The sequence below is a fragment of the Curtobacterium sp. MCBD17_013 genome (assembly GCF_003234565.1).
Lineage (GTDB): Bacteria > Actinomycetota > Actinomycetes > Actinomycetales > Microbacteriaceae > Curtobacterium.
Genome location: NZ_QKTU01000004.1, coordinates 140,412 through 162,029 on the forward strand (window position 1 = coordinate 140,412; position 21,618 = coordinate 162,029).

Consider the following 21,618-nt stretch of genomic DNA (forward strand, 5'->3'; position numbering starts at 1 on the left):
CTCCCCGACAGCCGGACCACACCCGGCCGCCGAGCACCCAGAGAACAGGAACAACGAGGACACCATGGCGTTCAAGCCCGGTTTCGACCAGTCCCCCGCCTTCAACGACGCGGGCCGCAACGCATGGGGCAACGGTGCCCACGGCGCCGGCGCCCCCTACGGCCAGGCCCCGAACGGACAGCAGGCCCCCTACGGCCGGGCCGGCGGCCAGCCGCTCACGCCCGAGCAGCTCCAGTACATGTACGACCGCCCGGCGGCCGGCCCGGTCGAGACCGACCGCATGAGCTACGAGGACACGATCGTCAAGACGCTCGTGGCCTTCGGTGTGCTCGTCGTCGGCGCGGTCATCGGGTGGATGGTCCCGGCGCTCATGATCGTCGGCGTCATCGGGGGCTTCGTGCTCGCGCTCGTCAACACGTTCAAGCGCAGGCCCTCACCCGCCCTCGTCCTCACCTACGCGGGGCTCGAAGGCCTCTTCGTCGGCGGGATCTCGCAGGTCTTCAACACCCAGTGGGACGGCATCGTCGCCCAGGCGGTGTTCGGCACGCTCGGCGTCTTCGCCGTGACGCTCCTGCTCTTCACGTCCGGCAAGGTCCGTGCGACCCCGAAGGCCACGCGGTTCTTCCTCGTCGCGATGCTCGGGTACCTCGCGTTCTCGCTCGTGAACCTCGTCCTCATGTGGACGGGTGTCACGCACAGCGCGTTCGGTCTGCTGAACGTGACGCTGTTCGGCATCCCGCTCGGTGTGCTCATCGGCATCCTCGTGGTGCTCATGGCCGCGTACTCGCTCGTGCTCGACTTCGACCAGATCAAGACCGGCGTCGAGCGTGGCGCCCCGCGCATCTACGGCTGGACCGCCGCGTTCGGACTCATCGTCACGCTGGTCTGGCTGTACCTCGAGATCCTGCGCATCCTCGCCATCCTGCGGAACAACTAGGCCCTCCCGGACCTCGTCCCCGCACCCCGGACCGAGCCCCGCCGACGCGTCCCCGTCGGCGGGGCTCTTCCGTGTCCGGGCGCCGTGGCGGAGCGGGAAGTGCGCGCACAGACGACAAGTGCGCATGCGAGCGCATGCGCGCGCACAGACGACAAGTGCGCATGCGGACGCATGCGCACTTGTCGTCAGCGTGAGCAGATCGGGGCCCGGGCCCGGGGCCCCTGGCCCCTGGCCCGGAGGGCCCTACTCCCACTCGATGGTGCCCGGCGGCTTCGACGTGACGTCGAGCACGACGCGGTTGACGTCGCGCACCTCGTTCGTGATCCGGTTCGAGATCCGCGCGAGGACGTCGTACGGCAGGCGCGTCCAGTCCGCCGTCATGGCGTCCTCCGAGGAGACGGGGCGCAGCACGATCGGGTGCCCGTAGGTCCGCCCGTCGCCCTGCACGCCGACCGACCGGACGTCGGCGAGCAGCACCACGGGGCACTGCCAGATCTCCTGGTCGAGGCCCGCCGCGGTGAGTTCGGCGCGGACGATCGCGTCCGCCGCACGGAGCAGGTCGAGGCGGTCCTTCGTGACCTCGCCGACGATGCGGATGCCGAGGCCCGGGCCGGGGAACGGCTGCCGCCCGACGATGACCTCGGGCAGGCCGAGTTCACGGCCGATCGCCCGGACCTCGTCCTTGAACAGGGTCCGGAGCGGCTCGACGAGCGCGAACGTCATGTCCTCGGGCAGGCCGCCGACGTTGTGGTGCGACTTGATGTTCGCGGTGCCCGTCCCGCCGCCGGACTCGACGACGTCGGGGTAGAGCGTGCCCTGCACGAGGAACCTGACCTCGCCCGCGTCGTCGTCCGCCTTCGCCTCGAGCACCAGGGCCTCGGCCGCGGACTCGAACGTCCGGATGAACTCGCGCCCGATGATCTTGCGCTTCTGCTCCGGGTCGGACACACCGGCGAGCGCGTCGAGGAACTGCTGCTCGGCGTCGATCGTGACGAGCCGGACGCCGGTCGAGGCGACGTAGTCCTCTTCCACCTGCTTCCGCTCGTCGGCGCGCAGCAGGCCGTGGTCGACGAAGACGCAGGTGAGCTGATCGCCCACGGCCTTCTGCACGAGCGCGGCGGCGACGGCGGAGTCGACACCGCCCGACAGACCGGCGATGACCCGCGCCGAGCCGACCTGCTCGCGGATCCGCTCGACCTGCTCGGCGATGACGTTGCCGGCGTTCCAGTCACCCGGCAGGCCCGCCGCCTTGTGCAGGAAGTTCTCGATGACCCGCTGGCCCTCGGCGGAGTGCTTGACCTCGGGGTGCCACTGCACGCCGTAGAGCTTGCGCTCGTCGGACCCGAAGGCCGCGACCGGGGTCGAGGAGCTCGACGCGAGGACCTCGAAGCCCTCGGGCGCGGTGCGCACGGAGTCGCCGTGGCTCATCCAGGCGGTCTGCGCCGCGGGCTGGCCGCCGAGCAGCGTGCCACCGTCACCGACGAGCTCGACGTCGGTGGCCCCGTACTCGCGGAGGCCGGTGTTCGCGACCTCGCCGCCGAGTGACTTCGCCATCACCTGGAAGCCGTAGCAGATGCCGAGGACGGGCACACCGAGCTCCAGGATGCCCTCGTCGAGGTCGGGCGAGCCGGCCTCGTAGACACTGGACGGCCCTCCCGACAGGACGATCGCGGCGGGGTCCTTCGCCTTGATCTCGTCGGCCGTGACGGTGTGCGGCACGATCTCGCTGTAGACGTTCGCCTCGCGCACGCGACGGGCGATGAGCTGCGCGTACTGGGCGCCGAAGTCGACGACGAGGACGGGACGCTGGTCGGTCTCGCTCACCGAGCGGCCTCCTTCTGGCGCGCCTGCTGGTGCTGCGCGACGAGTTCATGGTGGGTCGCCAGCGCGATGCCCGCCATGCGGTGCTCCACGAAGAACGACAGGAACGGGACGACACCGCCGAGGGCGATGAGCAGGAAGCGCAGCGGCTTCCAGCGCATGATGCTCCACAGGCGGAAGTCGGCGAAGAGGTAGAGCACGTACAGCCAGCCGTGCGCGATGAGGATCCCGATCGACAGGTCGAACGTGCCGGGGGCCTTGCCCGAGGTGCCCTCGGGCACGAAGAAGCCGTTGCCGCCCAGCTGCATCTCGGTGTGCATCGGCGTGTACTTGAGGACCATCTCGAGCACGAGCAGCAGGAGCATGACACCCGTGATGTACGCGGAGACCCGGTACAGGCGGACCGCCCCCGGGATCTTGCGGATGTCACGCGTGCGGACGGTCAGGGCCATGGACCGATCCTACCGGTGGCCCGCGTGGGCCCCGGCGAGCAGCTGGGAGTCCTGAGCACCCGCAGAGCCGACCGGGAGGTCCGGGTCGGGATCGCGGTCGTCGTCCGGCCCGTCGTCGTCACCGGCCGCCTCGTCCTGCTCACGCTCCCAGGCGTCCTTGACGAACCGGTACCAGAGGAACACCGCGAAGCCCGCGAAGACGACCCACTCGACCGCGTAGAAGAGGTTGAGCCAGTTGAACTGGACGTTCCGGGTGGGCGCCCGGTCGGCGATCGTGCCGAGGTGCGCCTGGGCCGCCGTCGGATGGGTGGCGACCACGTACCCGCCGTAGATCTCGCCGTCGAAGTCGTGCCACTCGTTGACGAGCGACGCCGCGGCCACCGCGCTGTGCTCGCCCTTCTGGAACGCGTCCTGGTCGGGTGACTCCGACGGGTAGTAGCGGCCCTCGACCGTGACGGTACGACCCGTGGCGGCCCGGGCACCACCCGCGAGGGCCGCCCGCCGCGCGTCCGCGTACCCGATGACGACCGGGAGGCTGGCGCCCGAGCTGCTGTCGACGAAGTGCCCGACCGTCTGGAAGCGGCCACCGCCGCTGCGCCCGGTGAGCACCACCGTGTCGCCCGCGACGAAGTGCCCTCGCACGGAGACCCGCTGACCGGCGAGGTCCTCCGGCATGGAGCGCTGCGGCTTCGTGACGCGGTCGAGCACCTGCTGGTTCTCGGTCGAGGCGGGACCGACCTTCGCCGTCGCGATCGCCCGTTCGAGCTGCCACCGCCCGAGGAACGCGAACAGCGCCGCGAGGGCGAGCGCCAGGACCAGGAGACCGATCCACCGCGGTCGACGCGCCACAGCCCACATGTGTCAGTACTCCGGATCCCGCTGTCGTTCGGCGCGGACGTCGGACTGCTGCCCGGCCTGCTCCGCGTGGAGGTCGATCGGCGACGCCGGTACGGGTTCGCGGTCCTCCACGAGCACCGGTGCCTCCTCCGGTGCACCATTCTCGCGCGTCTCGCTGCCCGCTGCCTCCACGAGGGCGATCTCCTCGGCGAACATGCGATCACGCTCAGCTCGCCGCGCTTGCTCCGCGGCCGTCCGAGCACGCGCACGCCGCCGCTCCGGGCGGAGCACGAGGAGGCCGATCCGGTCGGCGTTCACGGCCAGGAGCGGACCGAGGATCGCCATCACGAGGACGTACAGCCCCGCGAACGCCGTGATCCGCGCCTCGAGGCCCGCGGCCGCCGACAGCGTCGCGAGGATGAGCGCGAACTCGCCGCGGTTGACGAGGATCACGGCGGTGTTGATGCCCGCCTGGGCGCCGAACCCGTTCATCCGGGCCACGACCTGGCCGGCGATCGCGTTGAGGACGACGGTCATGAGCACGGCGCCGAGCACCGGCCACACGACGACGCCGAACGTCGAGACGTCGAGGCCCAGCCCGAAGTTGACGAAGAAGAACGCGCCGAAGACGTCCCGCATCGGGAGCGCGAGCTGTTCGATGCGGTCGCGGTACCGCGTGGCACCGCAGAGCAGGCCGATGACGAACGCGCCGATGGCGTCCGTCACGCCGAGCAGGTCACCGAGCCCCCCGAACAGCACCGCGAGCCCGAAGAACAGCACCGTGAACAGCTCGTCGTCACGGGTGTTGAAGGCGCGCGAGACGAACCTGCCGCCCCAGCGCGCGAGCGAGAACATGACGATGAGGAACCCGAACGACAGCGCCAGCTTGCCGACGACCGCCCAGATGTTCGTGTCGCCGCTGAGCACGACGGACACGATCGCCAGGTAGATGGCGATGAAGACGTCCTCGATGACCGTGACGCCGAGGATCATCGGCGTCTCGTCGTTCGCGAGGCGCCGGAGCTCGATGAGGAGCTTCGTGACGATCGCGCTCGAACTCGTCGCCGTCATCCCCGCGACGACGAGGGCCTCGCGCGTGCCCCAGCCGAGCGAGAAGCCGAACGCGAACCCGACGCCCATGTTGATCGCGACGTAGGTGCCGCCGGACACGAGCAACTTGCCCGCGTTGCCGTAGAACTCCTCTTGGTCGAACTCGAGCCCGAGGTTGAACAGCAGCAGCACGAGCCCGAACGTCGCGATGAGCTCGATCGTGTGCGACTCGATGCTCAGCCCGATCCACGTGGAGTGCGGACTCGCGATGAGTCCGACCACCATGTAGATCGGGATGGCCGGCAGGCCGATGAGCTTGCCGAGACGTCCGAGGACGTAGGCGATGAGGAACAGGCCGCCGATGGTCAGCAGCTCACCACCCAGGTGCATCGCCCTATCCTCCGGGCGGGGCCTCGACGGACGCCGCCGTCAGTACACCGCTGCGGTAGTAGGCGAAGGCGCGCGCGACCTTCTCCGGGGAACCCGCGACGACGATGGTGTCGCCCGGGAACACGACGAAGTCGCCGGAGGGCGCCGGGTTCGCCGAGTCGCCACGGACGACCGCGACGACGGTGAGGCCGATGATGCCCGCGGCCGCCAGGTCGCCGAGCGGCTTGCCGGCGATGGCGTCCTCGTAGTCGACGCTGAACCAGTCGATCGACAGCCCGGGGATCTCGTCGAGCTTCGACAGGCCCTCCGTGATCCGGGTGCCGCCGAGCAGTTCGGCGAGCGTGTGGGCCTCGTCCTCACTGAGGCGGAGCGAGACCTTCTGCGCACGGTCGGCGCCGTCCGACACGTCGGCGAAGGAGATGAGGTCGGAGTGCCCCGACCGGTGCGTGATGACCCCGCACTTGCCACCGTCGTCGGTGTAGAAGCTGTGCAGTACGCCGACGCCGGGGAGCTTGACGCGATGAACGTCGACCATGGATGACTCCCTTTGTTGTCGCCCATGTTAACCGCGCACGCGCTCGCGCGATTCCCGCCGCCGCGGACCGGGAGGAGCGCGGCGCGCCCGCACCGTCCCTCCCGTCCGCCGTCCGGCCGGGTCCGCCGCGGTCAGCGCGGCTCGGTCGTCTTCTCGCCGATCACCTGCTCGTCCTCGGCGCGGCCGCCGTCCTGGCGACCCGGGCCGCCGACCTTGACGTCGTCCTCCTCGAAGCCGAACGCGATGTCGGGCGCCTCGAGCCGCACGCGGTCGGCGGAGGCGTCGTCCGGCTCGAGCTGGCTCGCCCGCTCCGCCGCGACGCGCTTGAGGTAGTTGCCCACTTCCTCCTCGGTGCGCTCGCGGTCCCAGCCCAGCACGCCCGCCATGAGCCGCGCGGCCACGGGTGCGGCCGACTCGCCGCGGTCCCACGCCTCGATCGAGATGCGCGTCCGCCGGGCGAGGACGTCCTCGAGGTGCAGGGCGCTCTCGTGGCTCGCCGCGTACACGACCTCGGCGCCGATGTAGTCGTCGGCCCCCGGCAGCGGCTCGGCGAGCGTCGGGTCCTCGCTGACGAGCCGGAGGACCTCGTCGGCGAGGGTGCCGTACCGGTTGAGCAGGTGCTCGAGCCGGACCTTGTGCAGCCCGTACGCCCGGGCCGTCCTGCCGCGCCGGTTCCACGCGGCCGGGTAGCCCTCGGCGCCGAGCAGCGGGATCTCGTCCGTGATCGACTCCGGGATCCGGCCGTCGAGCGCGGCGACGGCCTCGTCGATCGCGTCCTTCGCCATCACGCGGTAGGTCGTCCACTTGCCGCCCGCGACGACGACGAGCCCGGGCACGGTGTGCGCGACGATGTGCTCGCGGGACAGCTTCGACGTCTGGTCGGACTCGCCCGCGAGCAACGGGCGGAGTCCGGCGTAGACGCCCTCGACGTCCTCGCGCGTCAGCGGCACCGCGAGGACCTGGTTGACGTGCTCGAGGATGTAGTCGATGTCCGCAGCGGTCGCGGCGGGGTGCGCCTTGTCGAGGTCCCAGTCGGTGTCCGTCGTGCCCACGAGCCAGTGCCGGCCCCACGGGATCACGAACAGCACGCTCTTCTCGGTGCGCAGGATCATGCCCATGGTCGACTGGAACCGGTCACGCGGGATCACGAGGTGCACGCCCTTCGAGGCGCGGACCTTGAACTGGCCCCGCTCCCCCACCATCGCCTGGGTGTCGTCCGTCCACACGCCCGTCGCGTTGACGACCTGCTTCGCGCGGATGTCGAACCGCTCACCGGTCTGGATGTCGTGCGCCTTCGCCCCCACGACGCGCTCGCCGACCTTGACGAAGCCCTCGATCCGCACCCGACTGGCGGCGTGGGCGCCGTACGCCGCTGCGGTGCGGGCGAGGGACGCGACGTACCGCGCGTCGTCGACCTGGGCGTCGTAGTAGGTCATCCCGCCGACGAGGGCGTCCTTCGCGAGGCTCGGGATCGCACGCATCACCTGGCGCTTCGACAGGTGCCGGTGGTGCGGGACGCCCGGGGGTCGCCCGCCGCTCCAGCTGAACGCGTCGTACATCGCCATGCCGATCCCGATGTAGAACCGCTCCCAGACCCGGTGGTTGAGCGGATAGAGGAACTTCACGGGCTTGACGAGGTGTGGGGCGAGTCGCTGCAGGAGCAGGCCGCGCTCGATGAGGGCCTCGCGGACGAGCGCGAAGTTGAGCTGCTCCAGGTACCGGATCCCGCCGTGCACGAGCTTCGACGAGCGGCTGGAGGTCCCCGATCCCCAGTCCCGGGCCTCGACGATGCCGACACTCAGCCCGCGCGTGACGGCGTCGAGCGCGCTCCCCGTGCCGACGATGCCGCCCCCGATGACGAGCACGTCGAGTTCGCGTGACTTCAGGGCCTGGATGGCCGCCGCACGTTCCTCCGGACCGATCTTGTTCGAGTTCGAGACCGTCGTCCTGGCCATGTCCGCCTCCGTACCGCGTGGTCGGCCACGCCGGCGACGCAGCCCGCGGCGCCGGGCTCCGGACGACCGCCGAGCGGGCGGGTCAGGCGTGGTACGGCGCCACGACCACTTCTACTCGCTGGAACTCCTTGACGTCGGAGTATCCGGTGGTGGCCATCGACCGGCGGAGTGCGCCGACCAGGTTCGCCCGGCCCTCGCTCGTCGGGGTCGGGCCGGCGAGGACGTCCTCGAGCGGCGCGATCGAGCCGACGTGCATCCGGCGTCCGCGCGGGAGCTCGGGGTGGTGCGCCTCGGCGCCCCAGTGGTAGCCGCCGCCCGGGGCGTCCGTGGCACGCGCGAGCGCCGTGCCGAGCATGACGGCGTCGGCACCGACCGCGATCGCCTTGACGATGTCGCCCGAGGTGTCGAGCCCACCGTCGGCGATGACGTGCACGTAGCGGCCGCCGGACTCGTCGAGGTAGTCGCGCCGGGCACCGGCGACGTCCGCCACCGCGGTGGCCATGGGCGCGTGGATGCCGAGCGCCGCGCGTGTCGTCGATGCCGCACCGCCGCCGAAGCCGACGAGGACCCCCGCGGCGCCCGTCCGCATGAGGTGCAACGCGGCCGTGTACGTCGACGCGCCGCCCACGATCACGGGCACGTCGAGCTCGTAGATGAACTCCTTGAGGTTCAGCGGCTCCTGGTTCTGGGACACGTGCTCCGCCGACACGGTGGTGCCCCGGATCACGAAGAGGTCGACACCGGCGTCGACGACGGTCTGGTACAGCTCCTGCGTGCGCTGCGGGCTCAGCGCGCCGGCGACCGGCACGCCCGCGGCGCGGATCTCGGCGAGGCGGGCGGTCACGAGCTCGGGCTTGATCGGCTCGGCGTAGATCTGCTGCATGCGGGCCGTGACGTCGCCGTCGGCGAGCTCGCGGATCTCGGCGAGGTACGGCTCCGGGTCCTCGTACCGGGTCCAGAGGCCCTCGAGGTCGAGGACACCGAGCATGCCGAGGCGGCCCATGTGCACCGCGGTCGCGGGCGAGACCACCGAGTCCATGGGAGCTGCGATGATCGGCGCGTCGAAGGTGAAGGCGTCGATCGACCACTGCACGGACACGTCGCGCGGGTCGCGCGTGCGCCGCGAGGGCACCACCGCGATGTCGTCGAAGGCGTACGCCCGTCGTCCGCGCTTGCCGGCCCCGATCTCGACTTCAGTCACCGGGTCAGACTAGCGGGCCGGGCCGACCCGGGAACGGGCCGGCCGGACGGTGCGCACCGGTCCGCGAGCGACGCGTCGGGCACGGCCGGGAGGCACGGCAACGGCCGCCGCGCGCGTCACCGACGCGAGCGGCGGAGCAGCCGGAGCGTCAGCCCGAGTCCGACGGCGAGGACGAGGAGCACGACGACGAGCACCGCGAACACCTTGAGCACGAGGGCCGCGCCGACGAAGAGCAGGGCGAACACGACCCACACCACGCCGTCGAGGACGGGGCGGTGTTCGGGAGCGGGGCGGCGGCCGGACGTGGGCACGGACCCGACGCTAGCAGCGGGGCGGGCGCGGCCCGGACCTCCCGGGCGTGGTGCGGGGGGCGGGAGGACCGCACGGCGCTCGCGCGACCTCGTCCGGCCCTCCCGGCGGATGCCGCCCCCACGGCGGCACCCGCGGTCGGCGCGGCCTACCCGGCGGCGTCGACGTCCTTCGCGAGGGTACCGAGGTACAGCTCGATCACCTTCGGGTCGTCCGCGAGCGCACGGCCGGTGCCCGAGTAGGCGTTGCGTCCCTGGTCGAGGACGTACGCCCGGTCGCAGATCTGCAGGCAGCGGCGGGCGTTCTGCTCGACCATGACGATCGAGACGCCCGCCTTGTTGATCCGTCGGGTGCGGATGAACGTCTCGTCCTGCCGCACCGGTGACAGCCCGGCGCTCGGTTCGTCGAGCAGGAGCACCTTCGGGTCCATCATGAGGGCGCGGGCCATGGCCACCGACTGTCGCTCGCCGCCGGACAGCGATCCGGCCCGCTGACCCCGCCGCTGGCCGAGGACGGGGAACAGGTCGTAGACGACCTCGAGCCGTTCGGCGAACGCCCGCGGCCGCAGGTACATCCCCATCTGCAGGTTCTCCTGGATCGACAGCGAGGGGAACACGTTGTTCGTCTGCGGGACGAACCCGATCCCGGCGCGCACGAGCTTGTCGGCCCGGTGGTTCGTGATGTCCTCGCCCTCGAGGGTCACGCTGCCGCTCCGGACCGTCACGAGCCCGAACAGCGCCTTGAGGAGCGTCGACTTGCCGGCGCCGTTCGGGCCGATGATGCCGATGAGCTCCCCCGGCGCGCACACGAGGTCGCAGCCGTTCAGGATGTCGACGCCCGGCAGGTAGCCGGCCACGACGTTCTCGGCCCGCAACACGGGCTCCCCGATGGTGGCGGTCATCGCGTGGTTCCTCCGATGTGGTCGCTCGCGGTCGGCGGCGCCGGGTGGTCCTGGTCGTGGGCGGCGTCCTCGGCCGCGACCTCCTGCTCGAGCTCGTCGAGCGTCTCGTCGCTGAGGAGCGCGTCGTCACCGAGGTCCGTGTCGTGGTGCGCGCCGAGGTAGGCGTCGATCACGGCCTGGTCCTCCATCACGCTGGCCGCGGGCCCCTCGGCGACCACGCGCCCCTCGGCCATCACGACGACCCAGTCCGAGATGTGCCGGACCATGTGCATGTCGTGCTCGACGAACAGGACGGTCATGCCGTCGTCGCGGAGGCCCTGGATGTGCCCGAGCAGACTCTGGGTGAGCGCGGGGTTCACACCCGCCATCGGCTCGTCGAGCATGATCATCGTCGGATCGGACATGAGCGCCCGCGCCATCTCGAGCAGCTTCCGCTGCCCACCGGACAACGACCCGGCGTAGTCGTCCTGCTTGTCGAGGAGCGAGAAGCGGGCGAGCAGCTCGCGCGCCTTCTCGGTGATCTCGGCCTCCCGCTTGGCCCACAGCGGCTTGACGAGGGCCGTGAAGAACCGCTCACCGGGCTGGTCCGTGGCGCCGAGCAGCATGTTCTGCAGCACCGTGAGCCGGGACAGCGCCTTCGTGAGCTGGAACGTCCGCACCATGCCGGCGCGGGCCACCGCGGCCGCGCCGACCGAGCCGAGCGGACGGCCGTCGAACTCCCACGCCGCGTCCTCCGGGCGCCGCCGGGCGAGGGCGCGCGGCGCGGAGCTCGGCTTGTCGAAGCCCGTGAGCAGGTTGAAGAAGGTGGTCTTGCCAGCGCCGTTCGGTCCGATGAGGGCCGTGATCGCGCCGCGCTGCACCTCGAGGTGGTCGACGTCCACCGCCGTCATCCCACCGAACCGGCGCGTGATGCGATCGACGCGGAGCACGGGGTCGGGCTTGGCGGAACCGGGCGCGTGCGGGACGTCCCGGAGGGCGACGGCCGCGGTCGTGGGGTCAGACACTGAACGTCAGCTCCTTCTTGTTCCCGAGGAGTCCCTGCGGGCGGAACACGATGAGCAGCATGAGCGCGACCCCGACGAGGACGTACGAGAACTGCTCGGCCTGCTGCGTGTTCATGATCGAGTTCGGGATGACGTCGCTCGCGAGCGTGCGGATGGCGAGCCGGACGACGAAGAACAGGACCGAGCCGAGCACGGGGCCGAAGACCGTCGCCGCCCCGCCGAGGATGAGTGCGGTCCAGATGAAGAAGGTCATCGAGCGGCCCATCGCGTCCGGCTGGACGGACGACGGCAGGACGTACACGATGCCGGCGAGCGCACCGATCACCCCGCCGAGCACGAGCGCCTGCATCTTGTACGAGTACACGTTCTTGCCGAGGGAGCGGACGGCGTCCTCGTCCTCGCGGATCGCCTTGAGGACGCGCCCCCACGGACTCCGCGTGAGCGCGAACAGCATCAGGGACAACAGGGCGACGAGGCCCCAACCGACGATGCGGATCCACCAGCCGTTGACGCCGTTGTTCGTGAAGTCGAACCAGAGGATCCGCGTGCTGCCCTCGGGCAGGAACGACAGCGCGTTGAACGAGTCGCGGTAGCTCGACCCGGTGAGGCCGTTCGACCCGCCCGTGACCGTCGTCAGGAGGCTGGAACGCCCCACCATCCGGATGATCTCGGCGCCCGAGATCGTGACGATCGCGAGGTAGTCCCCCCGCAACCGGAGCGTCGGGATGCCGAGGACGACCGCGAACACGATCGCCGTGAGCAGTGCGATGACGATCGCCAGTCCCACGGGCACGCCGTGGATGACCGCGATCGCGTACCCGTACGCGCCGAGCAACAGGAACGCGGCCTGTCCCATGTTGACCAGTCCGGTGAGCCCGAAGTGGATGTTGAGGCCGATCGCGGCGATGGCGAACGCCGCCGTGGTGGGCGCGATCGCCTCGGCCGAGAGCGACGTGAGCAGGCTGACGAGGTAGTCCATGGTCCGTTCCCTAACCGATCCGTTCGGCGCGTCCGAAGATGCCCTGCGGCCGGAGCAGCAGCACGAGGATGAGGATGACGAGCGCGGTGGCGTACTTGAAGTCGCCGGGCAGCACGAGGTTCGTGAGTTCCACGACGATGCCGATCACCATCGAGCCGACGAGCGCGCCGTACGCCGTGCCGAGGCCGCCGAGCGTGACCGCCGCGAACATGAGGAGCAGCAGCTGCAGCCCGGTCTGCCAGTTCACCCCGTTGAGGACGAGCCCGAGCATGACGCCCGAGAGGCCGGCGAGGCCCGCGGCGAGGGTCCACACGAACCGGATCACCCGGTCCACGTCGATGCCGGACGCCGCCGCGAGTGCGGGGTTGTCGGACACCGCGCGGGTGGCCCGGCCGAGGCGGGTCCGGACGAGGAACAGGCCGGTCCCGACCAGCACGAGCACCGCGATGCCCATCGCGACGTACGACTGCACGGTCAGCGTCACGCCGGCGAAGTCGACCGTGCGCGGGTTGCCCTGCTGGATCCGCACCGTCGCCGCCCCGAAGAAGTACTGGAACGCGTACTGGAGCGCGATCGACAGTCCGATCGTCACGATCATGAGCTGCGTCAGGCTGATCCGCCGCCGTCGGAGGGGGCGCCAGATCACGGCGTCCTGCAGGTACCCGGTCGCCGCGCAGAGCACGACGACGATGATCCCGGCGAGCCAGATGTCGAACCCCAGGACGTTCGCGAACAGGTAGGCGAGGAGCCCGCCGAGCGTGACCTGCTCGCCGTGCGAGAAGCTCGAGAGCCCGGTGGTGCCGTAGATGAGCGAGAGGCCGACCGACGCGAGCGCGATGAGCAGCCCGAGGCGGATGCCGGATGCGAGCTGCTGCCAGGTCCGACCCCAGGTGACGCCCGAACCGTCGTCGAGGCTCGCGCTCGTCGCGCCCTTGACGGTGGTCAGCTGGAAGATCGTGCCGGCGTTCGACCCGACCGTGGCCTGCACGGGGCGCGCGTCCTGCTGCGCGTCGGCCAGGTACTGCCCCTGGGGCAGGGTCGTCTGATCGAGGGAGACCCGGTACCGGCCCGACGTCGTGATGCGGACGGACCAGCGACCGTCGTCCTCCGTCGTGGAGGTCTCGGCGAACCCACCGGGTCCCGTGACCCGGACCTCCGCTCCCCGGACCGGCTCGCGGTCCGAGTCGAGGATCGTGCCCTGGATGCAGCCGTTCGCGTCGCTCACCGTGCAGGTCGCCGCCGTGGCCGCGACCGCGCGCGGCGCTGACGCCCACTGGAGGCCCACGACCGCGGCGAGCGACAGCAGTGCGGCGAGGAGCAGGACGACCGGGCGGTGCCGGCCCACCCGGGTGCGGGGACGGCGCGTGTGCGGCGCCGTGCCCGTCGACGTCGTGGAACCCACTGAGCCTCCCTCTCGGACCGTCGGACGTCGACGGTTCCGGCACGACCTCCGTCCGATCGGGCGGTCCGTGCGGTTGCGCCGACAGTACGGAGCGTTTGTGTCACCTGTGTTTCCATCAGGTTCCCTGCGTGCTTCGTCACGGAACCGTGATGATGCACAGGAGCGCGAGTGGGGACCCAGCGTCCGCTCAGCCGAACCCGGGCGGACCGCTCAGGTCCAGCCTCCCGCCCGGTCGGACGGTGCCCGGCTACGGGAATGGCGGGCCCACGCGCCCGCGTTACCATGTCCCATCCGGTACCCGACGTCGTGGCCGGAGCACCTGCAGCCAGCCCGGAACGACGAGAGGGACCCATGGACCAGCCGGATCCGTTCGGATTCATCGGACTCACCTACGACGACGTCATGCTGCTCCCCGGGCACACCGACGTCATCCCGAGCGAGGCGTCGACCCGCTCGCGCCTCACCAAGCGCATCGAGGTGGCCGTACCGCTCCTGTCGGCGGCCATGGACACCGTGACCGAGGAGCGCATGGCGATCGCGATGGCCCGCCAGGGCGGGATCGGCATCCTGCACCGCAACCTGTCGATCGCCGACCAGGCGGCTGCCGTCGACAAGGTCAAGCGGAGCGAGTCGGGCATGATCACGAACCCCGTGACCACGCGGCCCGACGCCACCGTCGCCGAGGTCGACGCACTCTGCGGGCAGTTCCGCGTCTCGGGGCTCCCGGTCGTGGAGTCCGACGGCACGCTCGTCGGCATCATCACCAACCGCGACATGCGCTTCGTCGCGCCGTTCGAGCAGAGCACGACACTCGTCCGCGACGTCATGACCAAGGCGCCCCTCATCACCGCGCCCGAGGGCATCGACCCCGAGGCGGCGGTCGCGATCTTCGCCCAGCACAAGATCGAGAAGCTCCCGCTCGTCGACGCGTCCGGCCGGCTCCGCGGGCTCATCACGGTCAAGGACTTCGACAAGAGCGAGAAGTACCCGGACGCCACGAAGGACGCCGAGGGCCGCCTGCGCGTCGGTGCCGCGATCGGCTTCTTCGGCGATGCCTGGCAGCGGGCGACGGCCCTGCTCGAGGCGGGCGTCGACGTGCTCGTCGTCGACACCGCGAACGGCGAGAGCGAGGGCGTCCTCGACATGGTGCGCCGGCTCAAGGCCGACCCGGCGTTCGCCGGCGTCGACGTGATCGGCGGCAACGTCGCGACCCGCGCGGGCGCGCAGGCGCTCATCGACGCCGGGGTCGACGCGGTCAAGGTCGGCGTCGGTCCGGGCTCCATCTGCACGACGCGCGTCGTCGCGGGCGTGGGGGTGCCCCAGGTCACGGCCGTGTACGAGGCCTCACTGGCCGCGCGCGAGGCCGGAGTGCCGGTGATCGCGGACGGCGGCCTGCAGTACTCGGGCGACATCGCCAAGGCGCTCGTCGCGGGTGCCGACACGGTCATGCTCGGTTCGCTGCTCGCCGGCTGCGACGAGTCCCCCGGGGACCTCGTGTTCGTGGGCGGCAAGCAGTTCAAGACGTACCGCGGTATGGGGTCGCTCGGCGCGTTGCAGACCCGCGGCAAGAAGACCTCGTACTCGAAGGACCGCTACTTCCAGGCGGACGTCCCCTCGGACGACAAGCTCATCCCCGAGGGGATCGAGGGCCAGGTGCCCTACCGCGGCGCCCTCGGCAACGTGGTCTACCAGCTCGTGGGCGGCCTCCGGCAGTCCATGTTCTACGTCGGCGGTCGCACGGTGCCCGAGCTCAAGGCCCGCGGCAAGTTCGTCCGGATCACCGCCGCGGGGCTCAAGGAGTCGCACCCGCACGACGTCCAGATGGTCGTCGAGGCGCCGAACTACCGCGGCTGACACGGCTTCCCCGGGGACGGGCCCGTCGACTCCGGTCGGCGGGCCCGTCGCCGTTCCGCGGGCCCGTCGCCGTTCCGCGGGCCCGCCGCCGTTCCGCGGCCCACGCGCGGTCGCTGGTGCGGGGAGGGTGGCCCGGCCCTAGACGTCGGCCCGTTGCCCCTCCGGCGCTCCCATGAGGTGCCACTCGTACGCGACCCGCACGGCTTCTGCACGGGAGCCGACGCCGAGCTTGCGGTAGATGCTCCGCACCTGCGTCTTCACGGTGTTCGGCGACACCCCCAGGTCGGTGGCGATGTCCTCGATGGAGCCCTGGGCCCGGAGCCGCGTGAGCACGACCCCCTCGCGGCGGGTCAGCCGCGGCACCGTGAGGTCGCTCGAGTACACCGACGGGGCGTCCGCGAGCACCGGCCGGAGGTGCGGGGCCACCTGGTCGAACAACCCCTCGAGTTCGTCGCGTGGGACGAGCCACCACGGGGTGGACAGGCCCCGCGCGCTGCTCACCGTCGCCGCCTCGTCGAGCGACGTCCGCGCGGCGTCGAGGTCGCCGAGCCGGCAGGACGCGACCGCGCGGACGACGTGGAGCTCGGTCCGGGTCCGGGGGCTCGGGTTGCTCCGCCACATGAGCCGGTCGGCGAAGAGACGGGCATGTGGCGCGTTGCCCGCGAGGAGCAGCGCGCGCGCCTGGGCGCCGGCGACGCTCTCGCGCCCGTCGAGGAACGGGCGGAGGCCGGCGAGCGCGGCCTTCGCCTGCCGCGCGAGCAGCAGCAGGTCGGACTTGAGGACGTGCATGAGCCCCTGGTGGTGGTTGCTCAGGGCGTCACGGCCGTAGTGGCCCTCGGCGTCGCGGATCACCCCGAACCCTCCGAGGCCGTCGCCCTGGAGCAACAGTCGGAAGGCGCGGAGGTGCACGACGAGCGGCCAGTCCTCGAGGTCGTACGGCAAGGTGTCGAGCACCCGCATGTGCCGGTCGACCGTCGGGAGGTCCCAGGTCTCGAGTGCGGCGAGGGCGGCGGCGACGTGGACGGGGACCGCCCACACGCTGTGCCGCCACGGGAACCAGCTGCCGTCGCGCATCGCGAGGGTCACGAGTTCCCGACCACGCCGGACGTCCCCGCGCAGGACGTGCAGGTACGCGGAGTAGCCCATCGCCTGGATGCGCAGGTGCGGGTCCTCGTTCGAGCGGGCGAGCGGCGCGAAGTGCTGCAGGGCCTCCTCGTGGCTGCCGTCGTGCAGGTGCGTGATGCCGACCTGCATGTGGCCGTCCGCGCTCAGGCGCACGCCCGCTGCCGGCGTGGTGCGCATCGCCGTGAGCAGGTCCGGCAGGGACCGGGCGACCGCGAGGGCCCGTCCGAAGCTCCCGGCGCGGCGGAGGGACGCGACGCGGAGGACCGAGTCGCGGACGCTCTCCGCTCCGACGTCGGACTTCAACCGCTCGCGCGCCGCGGCGTCGGCCCGGGCGAAGGCCGCGGCCGGCACCGCCGTCCGCCCGCCGTCGTCGGCGAAGTGCATGGCCGCCTGCAGGTGGAGGAGCCAGGGGTCCGTCTCCATGTGGTCACGCGGCACGACGGCGAGGATCGCCACGAGTTCGGCGTGGTGGTCGCGGCACAGCACCGCGTAGTGCTGTCGCGTCAGCGCGGCCAGGTACGGCCAGTCCTGAGCGGCGGCGGCGAGGCCCACGGCCTCCCGGATCTCGCCCTCCCCCTCGAGCAGGCGCGCTCCGGCGGCCGCGATGTCGGGCATGGAACGGTCCTCCTGCAGGGCCAGCTGCTCCGTGAGGACGCGCTTGACGACGGGGGTGAGCGTGAAGCGGGAGCGGCCGCGCACGCGGGTCCACGCGCCGAGCCCGGCTCGTTCCGCCACGTCGAGGAGCTGCGCGACCTGCGCCGCGTCGCCCTCGTCGCGGACGAGCATGTCCTTGTTCATGAACGGGAGGACCGCGCCGGTGACGATCGCCGGCCACGACGCCGTCCCCCGCAGCCCCGACGTCAACTCGTCGACGATCTCGACGGCGATGCGGCGGACGACGGGCTCGAGCTCGTCGCGGTGCCACACCCGGTGCGGTTCGAGCGCGAGCTGGTTCGTCAGCCGCTGCACCGCGGTCGGCCAGCCGGACAGCCGCTCGTGCACCATCGCGATGGCGGGGCTGTCGAACGCGACACCGCGGAGCGTCAGGACCGCCGCGGTCTCCTGCTGGGTGAAGAGCAGGCCGGACGTGTCGAGGACCTCGACGTCGAACCGGGCCGCGACGGCACTCCCCTCGAACGCCGTGCTGCGCCGCGACACGACCACGACCGTGCAGCGGGTGCGTTCGAGCAGCCAGGCGACGTCGTCCTCCACCGCCGCCGCGATCCCGGCGTCGCGGAGCCGGTCGAACTCGTCGAGCACGATGACCTCGTCGCCGTCGAGTCGGGTGAGCAACGCCGCCACGACCTCCTCGTCCGGCGCGTCATCGCGGTCGGGGTGCTCGGGCTGCGATCCGTCCGCTTCCCGTCGGAGCTGGGCGACCACGCTCCGCCACAACCCGCACCGTGTGTCGGTCTCGCGGGCGCCGTGCCACGCGACGCGTCGTCCGCCCTCGGTGACCTCGCGGTCGACCCAGTCCGCCACCACGGTGGTCTTCCCGGTCCCGGCCGGACCACGGACGCACACGATCTGCGCGCGAGCGGCGTCGTCGAGCGCCTCGAGCCACCGCGGCCGACGCAGCTGGAACCGGCGCGGTCGCGGGTAGCCCGGCCGCGGTGTCCGACCACCTCCGCCTCGCGCCCGGGCGACGTCCGCCGCCTGTTCCGTCCCGACCGAGGTCAGCATCTCTTCCATACGCGTTCGCTCCGATGACCACATCACGTACCCCTGACTGGGTACGAGGAGGCTAGGTGCGTGATCAGGCGGACGCGACGGCGAAACTTCGTACATCGCCGTTATCTCGCCCACGGGTGACATTCCGGAACAACACCGGGTCGTTCCACTTCACCCGGTACCCAGAGGTGAAGGGCAAGACCCTCCCGCCCTGAGGGTATCTCGACACCGCTCGCGGGTCGAGCACGACCGACGACGGACCGTCCGGTGGACGGGGGTGCCCTCGCGTCGTGGCCGACGGTGCGCCATGATGTGCAGATGCCCTCGGCCGCCGACGTCCCGACCTCGTCGCCGTTCCGCATCTCCTTCGTCTGCAGCGGCAACATCTGCCGGTCCCCGATGGCCGAGGTCGTCTTCCGCCGCATCGTCGAGGAGGCCGGGGTCGCCGACCGCTTCGCCGTCTCGTCCGCCGGCACGGGCGACTGGCACGTGGGCGAACCGGCCGACGAGCGGACGATCGCCGCCCTCGCGGCACGCGGATACGATGGGTCCAGGCATCGCGCCCGTCAGTTCGACCCGGACCGGTTCCCGGAGTTCGACCTGGTGGTCGCACTCGACCGCTCCCACGAGCGCATCCTGCGATCGTGGGCCCCCACGATGGACGACGCCGCGAAGGTGACGCTCATGCTGCGGTACGACGAGGCCTGGCCGCAGCACGCCGACGTGCCCGACCCGTACTACGCGGATCGGCACGAGTTCGACCGGGTCCTCGCGACCATCGAACGCGCGTCGCGGGCCCTCTTCCACCAGATCGAACCGGCAGTCCGTCAGGGAGCCCCATGACACCCCTTCCCCCGCAGCCGATCAGCCCGCTCGACGGGCGGTACTTCCCGGTCGTGCACACGGTGGGGGAACACCTCTCCGAGGCGGGTCTCAACCGGGCCCGCGTCCGGATCGAGGTCGAGTGGCTCGTGTTCCTGACGGACCACGCGATGTTCGCGACGTCGCCGCTGTCGATCGACGACCGAGCAGCGCTCCGCGCCGTCGTGGACGACTTCGGGCAGGCGGCGATCGACGAGCTCGCCGGGCTCGAGGCCACCACCCGACACGACGTCAAGGCCGTCGAGTACTTCGTCCGCGCCCGGCTGTCCGAACTCGGGCTCGACGCCATCGCCGAGCTGACGCACTTCGCCTGCACGAGCGAGGACGTCAACAACCTCGCCTACGCGCTCACCATCCGCGACACCGTGCAGGACGTCTGGCTGCCCGCCGCCCGAGCCGTCACCGACGCGCTCCGCACCCGGGCGGTCGAGCTCCGCGCGGTCCCCATGCTCGCCCACACGCACGGACAGCCGGCGACGCCGACGACGCTCGGCAAGGAGCTCGCCGTCGTCGTCCACCGCCTCGAGCGGGTGCTCGCGCAGGTCGAGGACACCGAGTACCTCGGCAAGTTCTCCGGCGCGACCGGCACGTTCTCGGCGCACCTGGCCGCCGATCCCGAGGCCGACTGGCCGGCACTCTCCCGGGCGTTCGTCGAGTCGCTCGGGCTCGTGTGGAACCCGCTCACCACGCAGATCGAGTCGCACGACTGGCAGGCCGAGCTGTACGACCGGGTCCGGCACGCGAACCGCATCCTGCACAACCTGGCGACGGACGTCTGGACCTACATCTCGATGGGGTACTTCACGCAGATCCCGGTCGCCGGCGCCACCGGGTCGTCGACGATGCCGCACAAGATCAACCCGATCCGCTTCGAGAACGCCGAGGCGAACCTCGAGCTCTCGACGGCGGTGTTCTCGACGCTGTCCGAGACACTGGTGACGAGCCGCATGCAGCGCGACCTCACCGACTCGACGACGCAGCGGAACATCGGGGTCGCCTTCGCGCACTCCCTGCTCGCCCTCGACAATCTGCGCCGCGGGCTCGGTGAGATCGCCGTGGCCGAGGGCCGCCTCGCCGCCGACCTCGACGGCAACTGGGAGGTCCTCGCCGAGGCGATCCAGACCGTCATCCGCGCCGAGGTGACCGCAGGCCGCTCCGAGATCGAGGACCCGTACGCGCTGCTCAAGGAGCTCACCCGGGGCCGCCGCGTCGGCCGCGAGGACCTCGTCGCGTTCGTGAACGGACTCGACATCTCCGACGGAGCGAAGGCGCGGCTCGCCGCGTTGACCCCGGCGACCTACACCGGCCTCGCCGACGAGCTCGTCGGGTTCCTCGACTCCTGACGACCGCGCTGCCGGTGCTCCGCCACGGCGCTCGCGAGCGCTCCGCGGAGTTCCGGGTGCACGAAGCGGTAGCCCGCTCCCTCCAGGCGCGCGGGGACGACCCACCGGCTCTTCAGCACGAGCTCCGTCTCGGTTCGGATCGCGATCGACCCGAGTTCGAGCATCCAGCGCGGGAGCGGGAGCCCGAAACGCCGCCCGATGATCTCGCGGAGGGTCCGCATCATGGTGCGGTCGTCCGTGGGGTGTGGGGCGCAGACGTTGACGACCCCGTCGATCTCCGGATGGTCGCGCACGAACCGGATGGCACCGAGCACGTCGGCGATGTGCACCCAGCTGAAGCGCTGCCTCCCGTGCGTGTGCCGGTCCTCGTGGAACGTCCCGGCGGCGCGACGGCGACGCGTCGCGAACCACGGTCCGTCCAGGTGCGGACCGCCGAGTCCGAGCCGCGCCAACCGGATGAGCGGCACGAGGGCGCTGCCGTCGCCGAGCACGATGGCGATGCGGAGCGCGACCCGACGGGTGCCCGGCAGGTCCCCGTCGAAGAACGCCGCCTCCCACGCCCGTGCGACCGACACGGAGAACCCGGTGCCGATCTCGCCGTCGGACTCGGTCTGCGGGCGGTCCTCCGCGTGCCGGTAGATGGTCGCGGTCGACGCGTTGCACCAGACCCGCGGCGGCCGTCGCGCCGCGCGGATGGCGTCCCGGAGTTCGCGCGTGGTCTCGACCCGCGAGCGGAGGATCTCGGCACGGTTGCGGGCGCCGTACCGGCAGTCCACGCTCTTGCCCGCGAGGTTGACGACCAGGTCGGCGCCGTCGACGAGCTCGGTGATCCGGCGGATGTCGCCCCACACCGCGTCGCCGGTCCGTCCCACGGTCGTGACGTCGGCGCCCTCGGCGCGGAACGCGTGGACGAGGTACCGGCCGATGAAGCCGGACGCGCCGGCCACCACGACGCGTGGCCGCACAGCGT

Annotated in this window: 18 protein-coding genes; 4 read left to right on the forward strand and 14 right to left on the reverse strand. The window is 71.5% G+C overall.

Annotated features, from left to right (window positions below; genetic code table 11):
* Positions 1-64: 64 nt before the first annotated feature.
* A complete protein-coding gene (locus tag DEI81_RS06760) occupies positions 65-937 on the forward strand; it encodes a Bax inhibitor-1/YccA family protein (RefSeq protein ID WP_111009766.1) in 873 nt (290 codons plus the stop codon).
* Between the two features lie 243 nt (positions 938-1,180).
* On the opposite strand, the gene guaA is transcribed toward DEI81_RS06760, so the two are convergent.
* From guaA to DEI81_RS06815, 12 genes are all read right to left on the reverse strand, one after another.
* Positions 1,181-2,761: a glutamine-hydrolyzing GMP synthase gene (gene guaA, locus DEI81_RS06765; protein WP_111009767.1), complete on the reverse strand. Its 1,581-nt coding sequence runs from the start codon at positions 2,759-2,761 to the stop codon at positions 1,181-1,183.
* On the reverse strand, positions 2,758-3,210 hold the full coding sequence (locus tag DEI81_RS06770) for a DUF3817 domain-containing protein (RefSeq protein WP_111009768.1): 453 nt from the start codon (positions 3,208-3,210) through the stop codon (positions 2,758-2,760). The genes guaA and DEI81_RS06770 overlap by 4 nt, the downstream gene beginning before the upstream one ends.
* A gap of 9 nt (positions 3,211-3,219) precedes the next feature.
* On the reverse strand, positions 3,220-4,059 hold the full coding sequence (locus tag DEI81_RS06775) for an SURF1 family cytochrome oxidase biogenesis protein (protein WP_181435241.1): 840 nt from the start codon (positions 4,057-4,059) through the stop codon (positions 3,220-3,222).
* 12 nt (positions 4,060-4,071) lie between these two features.
* The gene (locus tag DEI81_RS06780) at positions 4,072-5,487 is read right to left on the reverse strand and encodes a cation:proton antiporter (RefSeq protein ID WP_111009770.1); all 1,416 of its coding nucleotides are present in this window, start codon (positions 5,485-5,487) and stop codon (positions 4,072-4,074) included.
* Positions 5,488-5,491: 4 nt separating this feature from the next.
* Positions 5,492-6,022 carry a cation:proton antiporter regulatory subunit gene (locus tag DEI81_RS06785; RefSeq protein WP_111009771.1) on the reverse strand — a complete coding sequence of 177 codons (531 nt, stop codon included), beginning with the start codon at positions 6,020-6,022 and terminating at the stop codon, positions 5,492-5,494.
* A gap of 131 nt (positions 6,023-6,153) precedes the next feature.
* Positions 6,154-7,977: a glycerol-3-phosphate dehydrogenase/oxidase gene (locus DEI81_RS06790; protein ID WP_111009772.1), complete on the reverse strand. Its 1,824-nt coding sequence runs from the start codon at positions 7,975-7,977 to the stop codon at positions 6,154-6,156.
* Positions 7,978-8,059: 82 nt separating this feature from the next.
* Positions 8,060-9,178 carry a GuaB3 family IMP dehydrogenase-related protein gene (locus tag DEI81_RS06795; RefSeq protein WP_111009773.1) on the reverse strand — a complete coding sequence of 373 codons (1,119 nt, stop codon included), beginning with the start codon at positions 9,176-9,178 and terminating at the stop codon, positions 8,060-8,062.
* Between the two features lie 116 nt (positions 9,179-9,294).
* Positions 9,295-9,489, reverse strand: a complete 195-nt coding sequence (locus DEI81_RS15970; RefSeq protein WP_111012172.1) for a hypothetical protein — start codon at positions 9,487-9,489, stop codon at positions 9,295-9,297.
* A 146-nt stretch (positions 9,490-9,635) separates the two neighbouring features.
* Positions 9,636-10,388, reverse strand: a complete 753-nt coding sequence (locus DEI81_RS06800; RefSeq protein WP_111009774.1) for an ABC transporter ATP-binding protein — start codon at positions 10,386-10,388, stop codon at positions 9,636-9,638.
* Complete coding sequence (locus tag DEI81_RS06805) at positions 10,385-11,392, reverse strand: ABC transporter ATP-binding protein (protein WP_111009775.1); 1,008 nt, start codon at positions 11,390-11,392, stop codon at positions 10,385-10,387. Before DEI81_RS06805 ends, DEI81_RS06800 begins: the two co-directional genes overlap by 4 nt.
* Positions 11,385-12,371 carry a branched-chain amino acid ABC transporter permease gene (locus DEI81_RS06810; RefSeq protein WP_111009776.1) on the reverse strand — a complete coding sequence of 329 codons (987 nt, stop codon included), beginning with the start codon at positions 12,369-12,371 and terminating at the stop codon, positions 11,385-11,387. The genes DEI81_RS06805 and DEI81_RS06810 overlap by 8 nt, the downstream gene beginning before the upstream one ends.
* 10 nt (positions 12,372-12,381) lie before the next feature.
* Positions 12,382-13,773: a branched-chain amino acid ABC transporter permease gene (locus DEI81_RS06815; protein ID WP_258368539.1), complete on the reverse strand. Its 1,392-nt coding sequence runs from the start codon at positions 13,771-13,773 to the stop codon at positions 12,382-12,384.
* A 351-nt stretch (positions 13,774-14,124) separates the two neighbouring features.
* Here DEI81_RS06815 and guaB point away from each other — a divergent pair, with 351 nt between their 5' ends.
* Positions 14,125-15,627: an IMP dehydrogenase gene (gene guaB, locus DEI81_RS06820; protein WP_111009777.1), complete on the forward strand. Its 1,503-nt coding sequence runs from the start codon at positions 14,125-14,127 to the stop codon at positions 15,625-15,627.
* Between the two features lie 138 nt (positions 15,628-15,765).
* Here guaB and DEI81_RS06825 read toward each other — a convergent pair whose 3' ends face one another.
* Entirely contained in the window at positions 15,766-18,444 is a 2,679-nt protein-coding gene (locus DEI81_RS06825; RefSeq protein ID WP_146242902.1) for a LuxR C-terminal-related transcriptional regulator, read from the reverse strand.
* A gap of 297 nt (positions 18,445-18,741) precedes the next feature.
* Between DEI81_RS06825 and DEI81_RS06830 the strand changes: the two genes are divergently transcribed.
* Both DEI81_RS06830 and purB read left to right on the forward strand, forming a co-directional pair.
* Positions 18,742-19,266, forward strand: coding sequence for a low molecular weight protein-tyrosine-phosphatase (locus DEI81_RS06830; protein ID WP_111009897.1), 525 nt, complete (start codon positions 18,742-18,744; stop codon positions 19,264-19,266).
* Complete coding sequence (gene purB, locus DEI81_RS06835) at positions 19,263-20,648, forward strand: adenylosuccinate lyase (RefSeq protein ID WP_111009779.1); 1,386 nt, start codon at positions 19,263-19,265, stop codon at positions 20,646-20,648. The genes DEI81_RS06830 and purB overlap by 4 nt, the downstream gene beginning before the upstream one ends.
* On the opposite strand, the gene DEI81_RS06840 is transcribed toward purB, so the two are convergent.
* Positions 20,603-21,613, reverse strand: coding sequence for an epimerase (locus DEI81_RS06840; protein ID WP_111009898.1), 1,011 nt, complete (start codon positions 21,611-21,613; stop codon positions 20,603-20,605). The genes purB and DEI81_RS06840 overlap by 46 nt on opposite strands.
* Between the last annotated feature and the right edge of the window lie 5 nt (positions 21,614-21,618).

Coding starts and splice junctions, on each gene's coding strand:
- DEI81_RS06830 (WP_111009897.1), top strand. CDS start 18,742: ATGCCCTCGGCCGCCGACGTCCCGACCTCGTCGCCGTTCCGCATCTCC.
- DEI81_RS06785 (WP_111009771.1), bottom strand. CDS start 6,022: ATGGTCGACGTTCATCGCGTCAAGCTCCCCGGCGTCGGCGTACTGCAC.
- DEI81_RS06810 (WP_111009776.1), bottom strand. CDS start 12,371: ATGGACTACCTCGTCAGCCTGCTCACGTCGCTCTCGGCCGAGGCGATC.
- DEI81_RS06790 (WP_111009772.1), bottom strand. CDS start 7,977: ATGGCCAGGACGACGGTCTCGAACTCGAACAAGATCGGTCCGGAGGAA.
- DEI81_RS06800 (WP_111009774.1), bottom strand. CDS start 10,388: ATGACCGCCACCATCGGGGAGCCCGTGTTGCGGGCCGAGAACGTCGTG.
- DEI81_RS06760 (WP_111009766.1), top strand. CDS start 65: ATGGCGTTCAAGCCCGGTTTCGACCAGTCCCCCGCCTTCAACGACGCG.
- DEI81_RS06770 (WP_111009768.1), bottom strand. CDS start 3,210: ATGGCCCTGACCGTCCGCACGCGTGACATCCGCAAGATCCCGGGGGCG.
- DEI81_RS06780 (WP_111009770.1), bottom strand. CDS start 5,487: ATGCACCTGGGTGGTGAGCTGCTGACCATCGGCGGCCTGTTCCTCATC.
- DEI81_RS06825 (WP_146242902.1), bottom strand. CDS start 18,444: ATGGAAGAGATGCTGACCTCGGTCGGGACGGAACAGGCGGCGGACGTC.
- purB (WP_111009779.1), top strand. CDS start 19,263: ATGACACCCCTTCCCCCGCAGCCGATCAGCCCGCTCGACGGGCGGTAC.
- guaB (WP_111009777.1), top strand. CDS start 14,125: ATGGACCAGCCGGATCCGTTCGGATTCATCGGACTCACCTACGACGAC.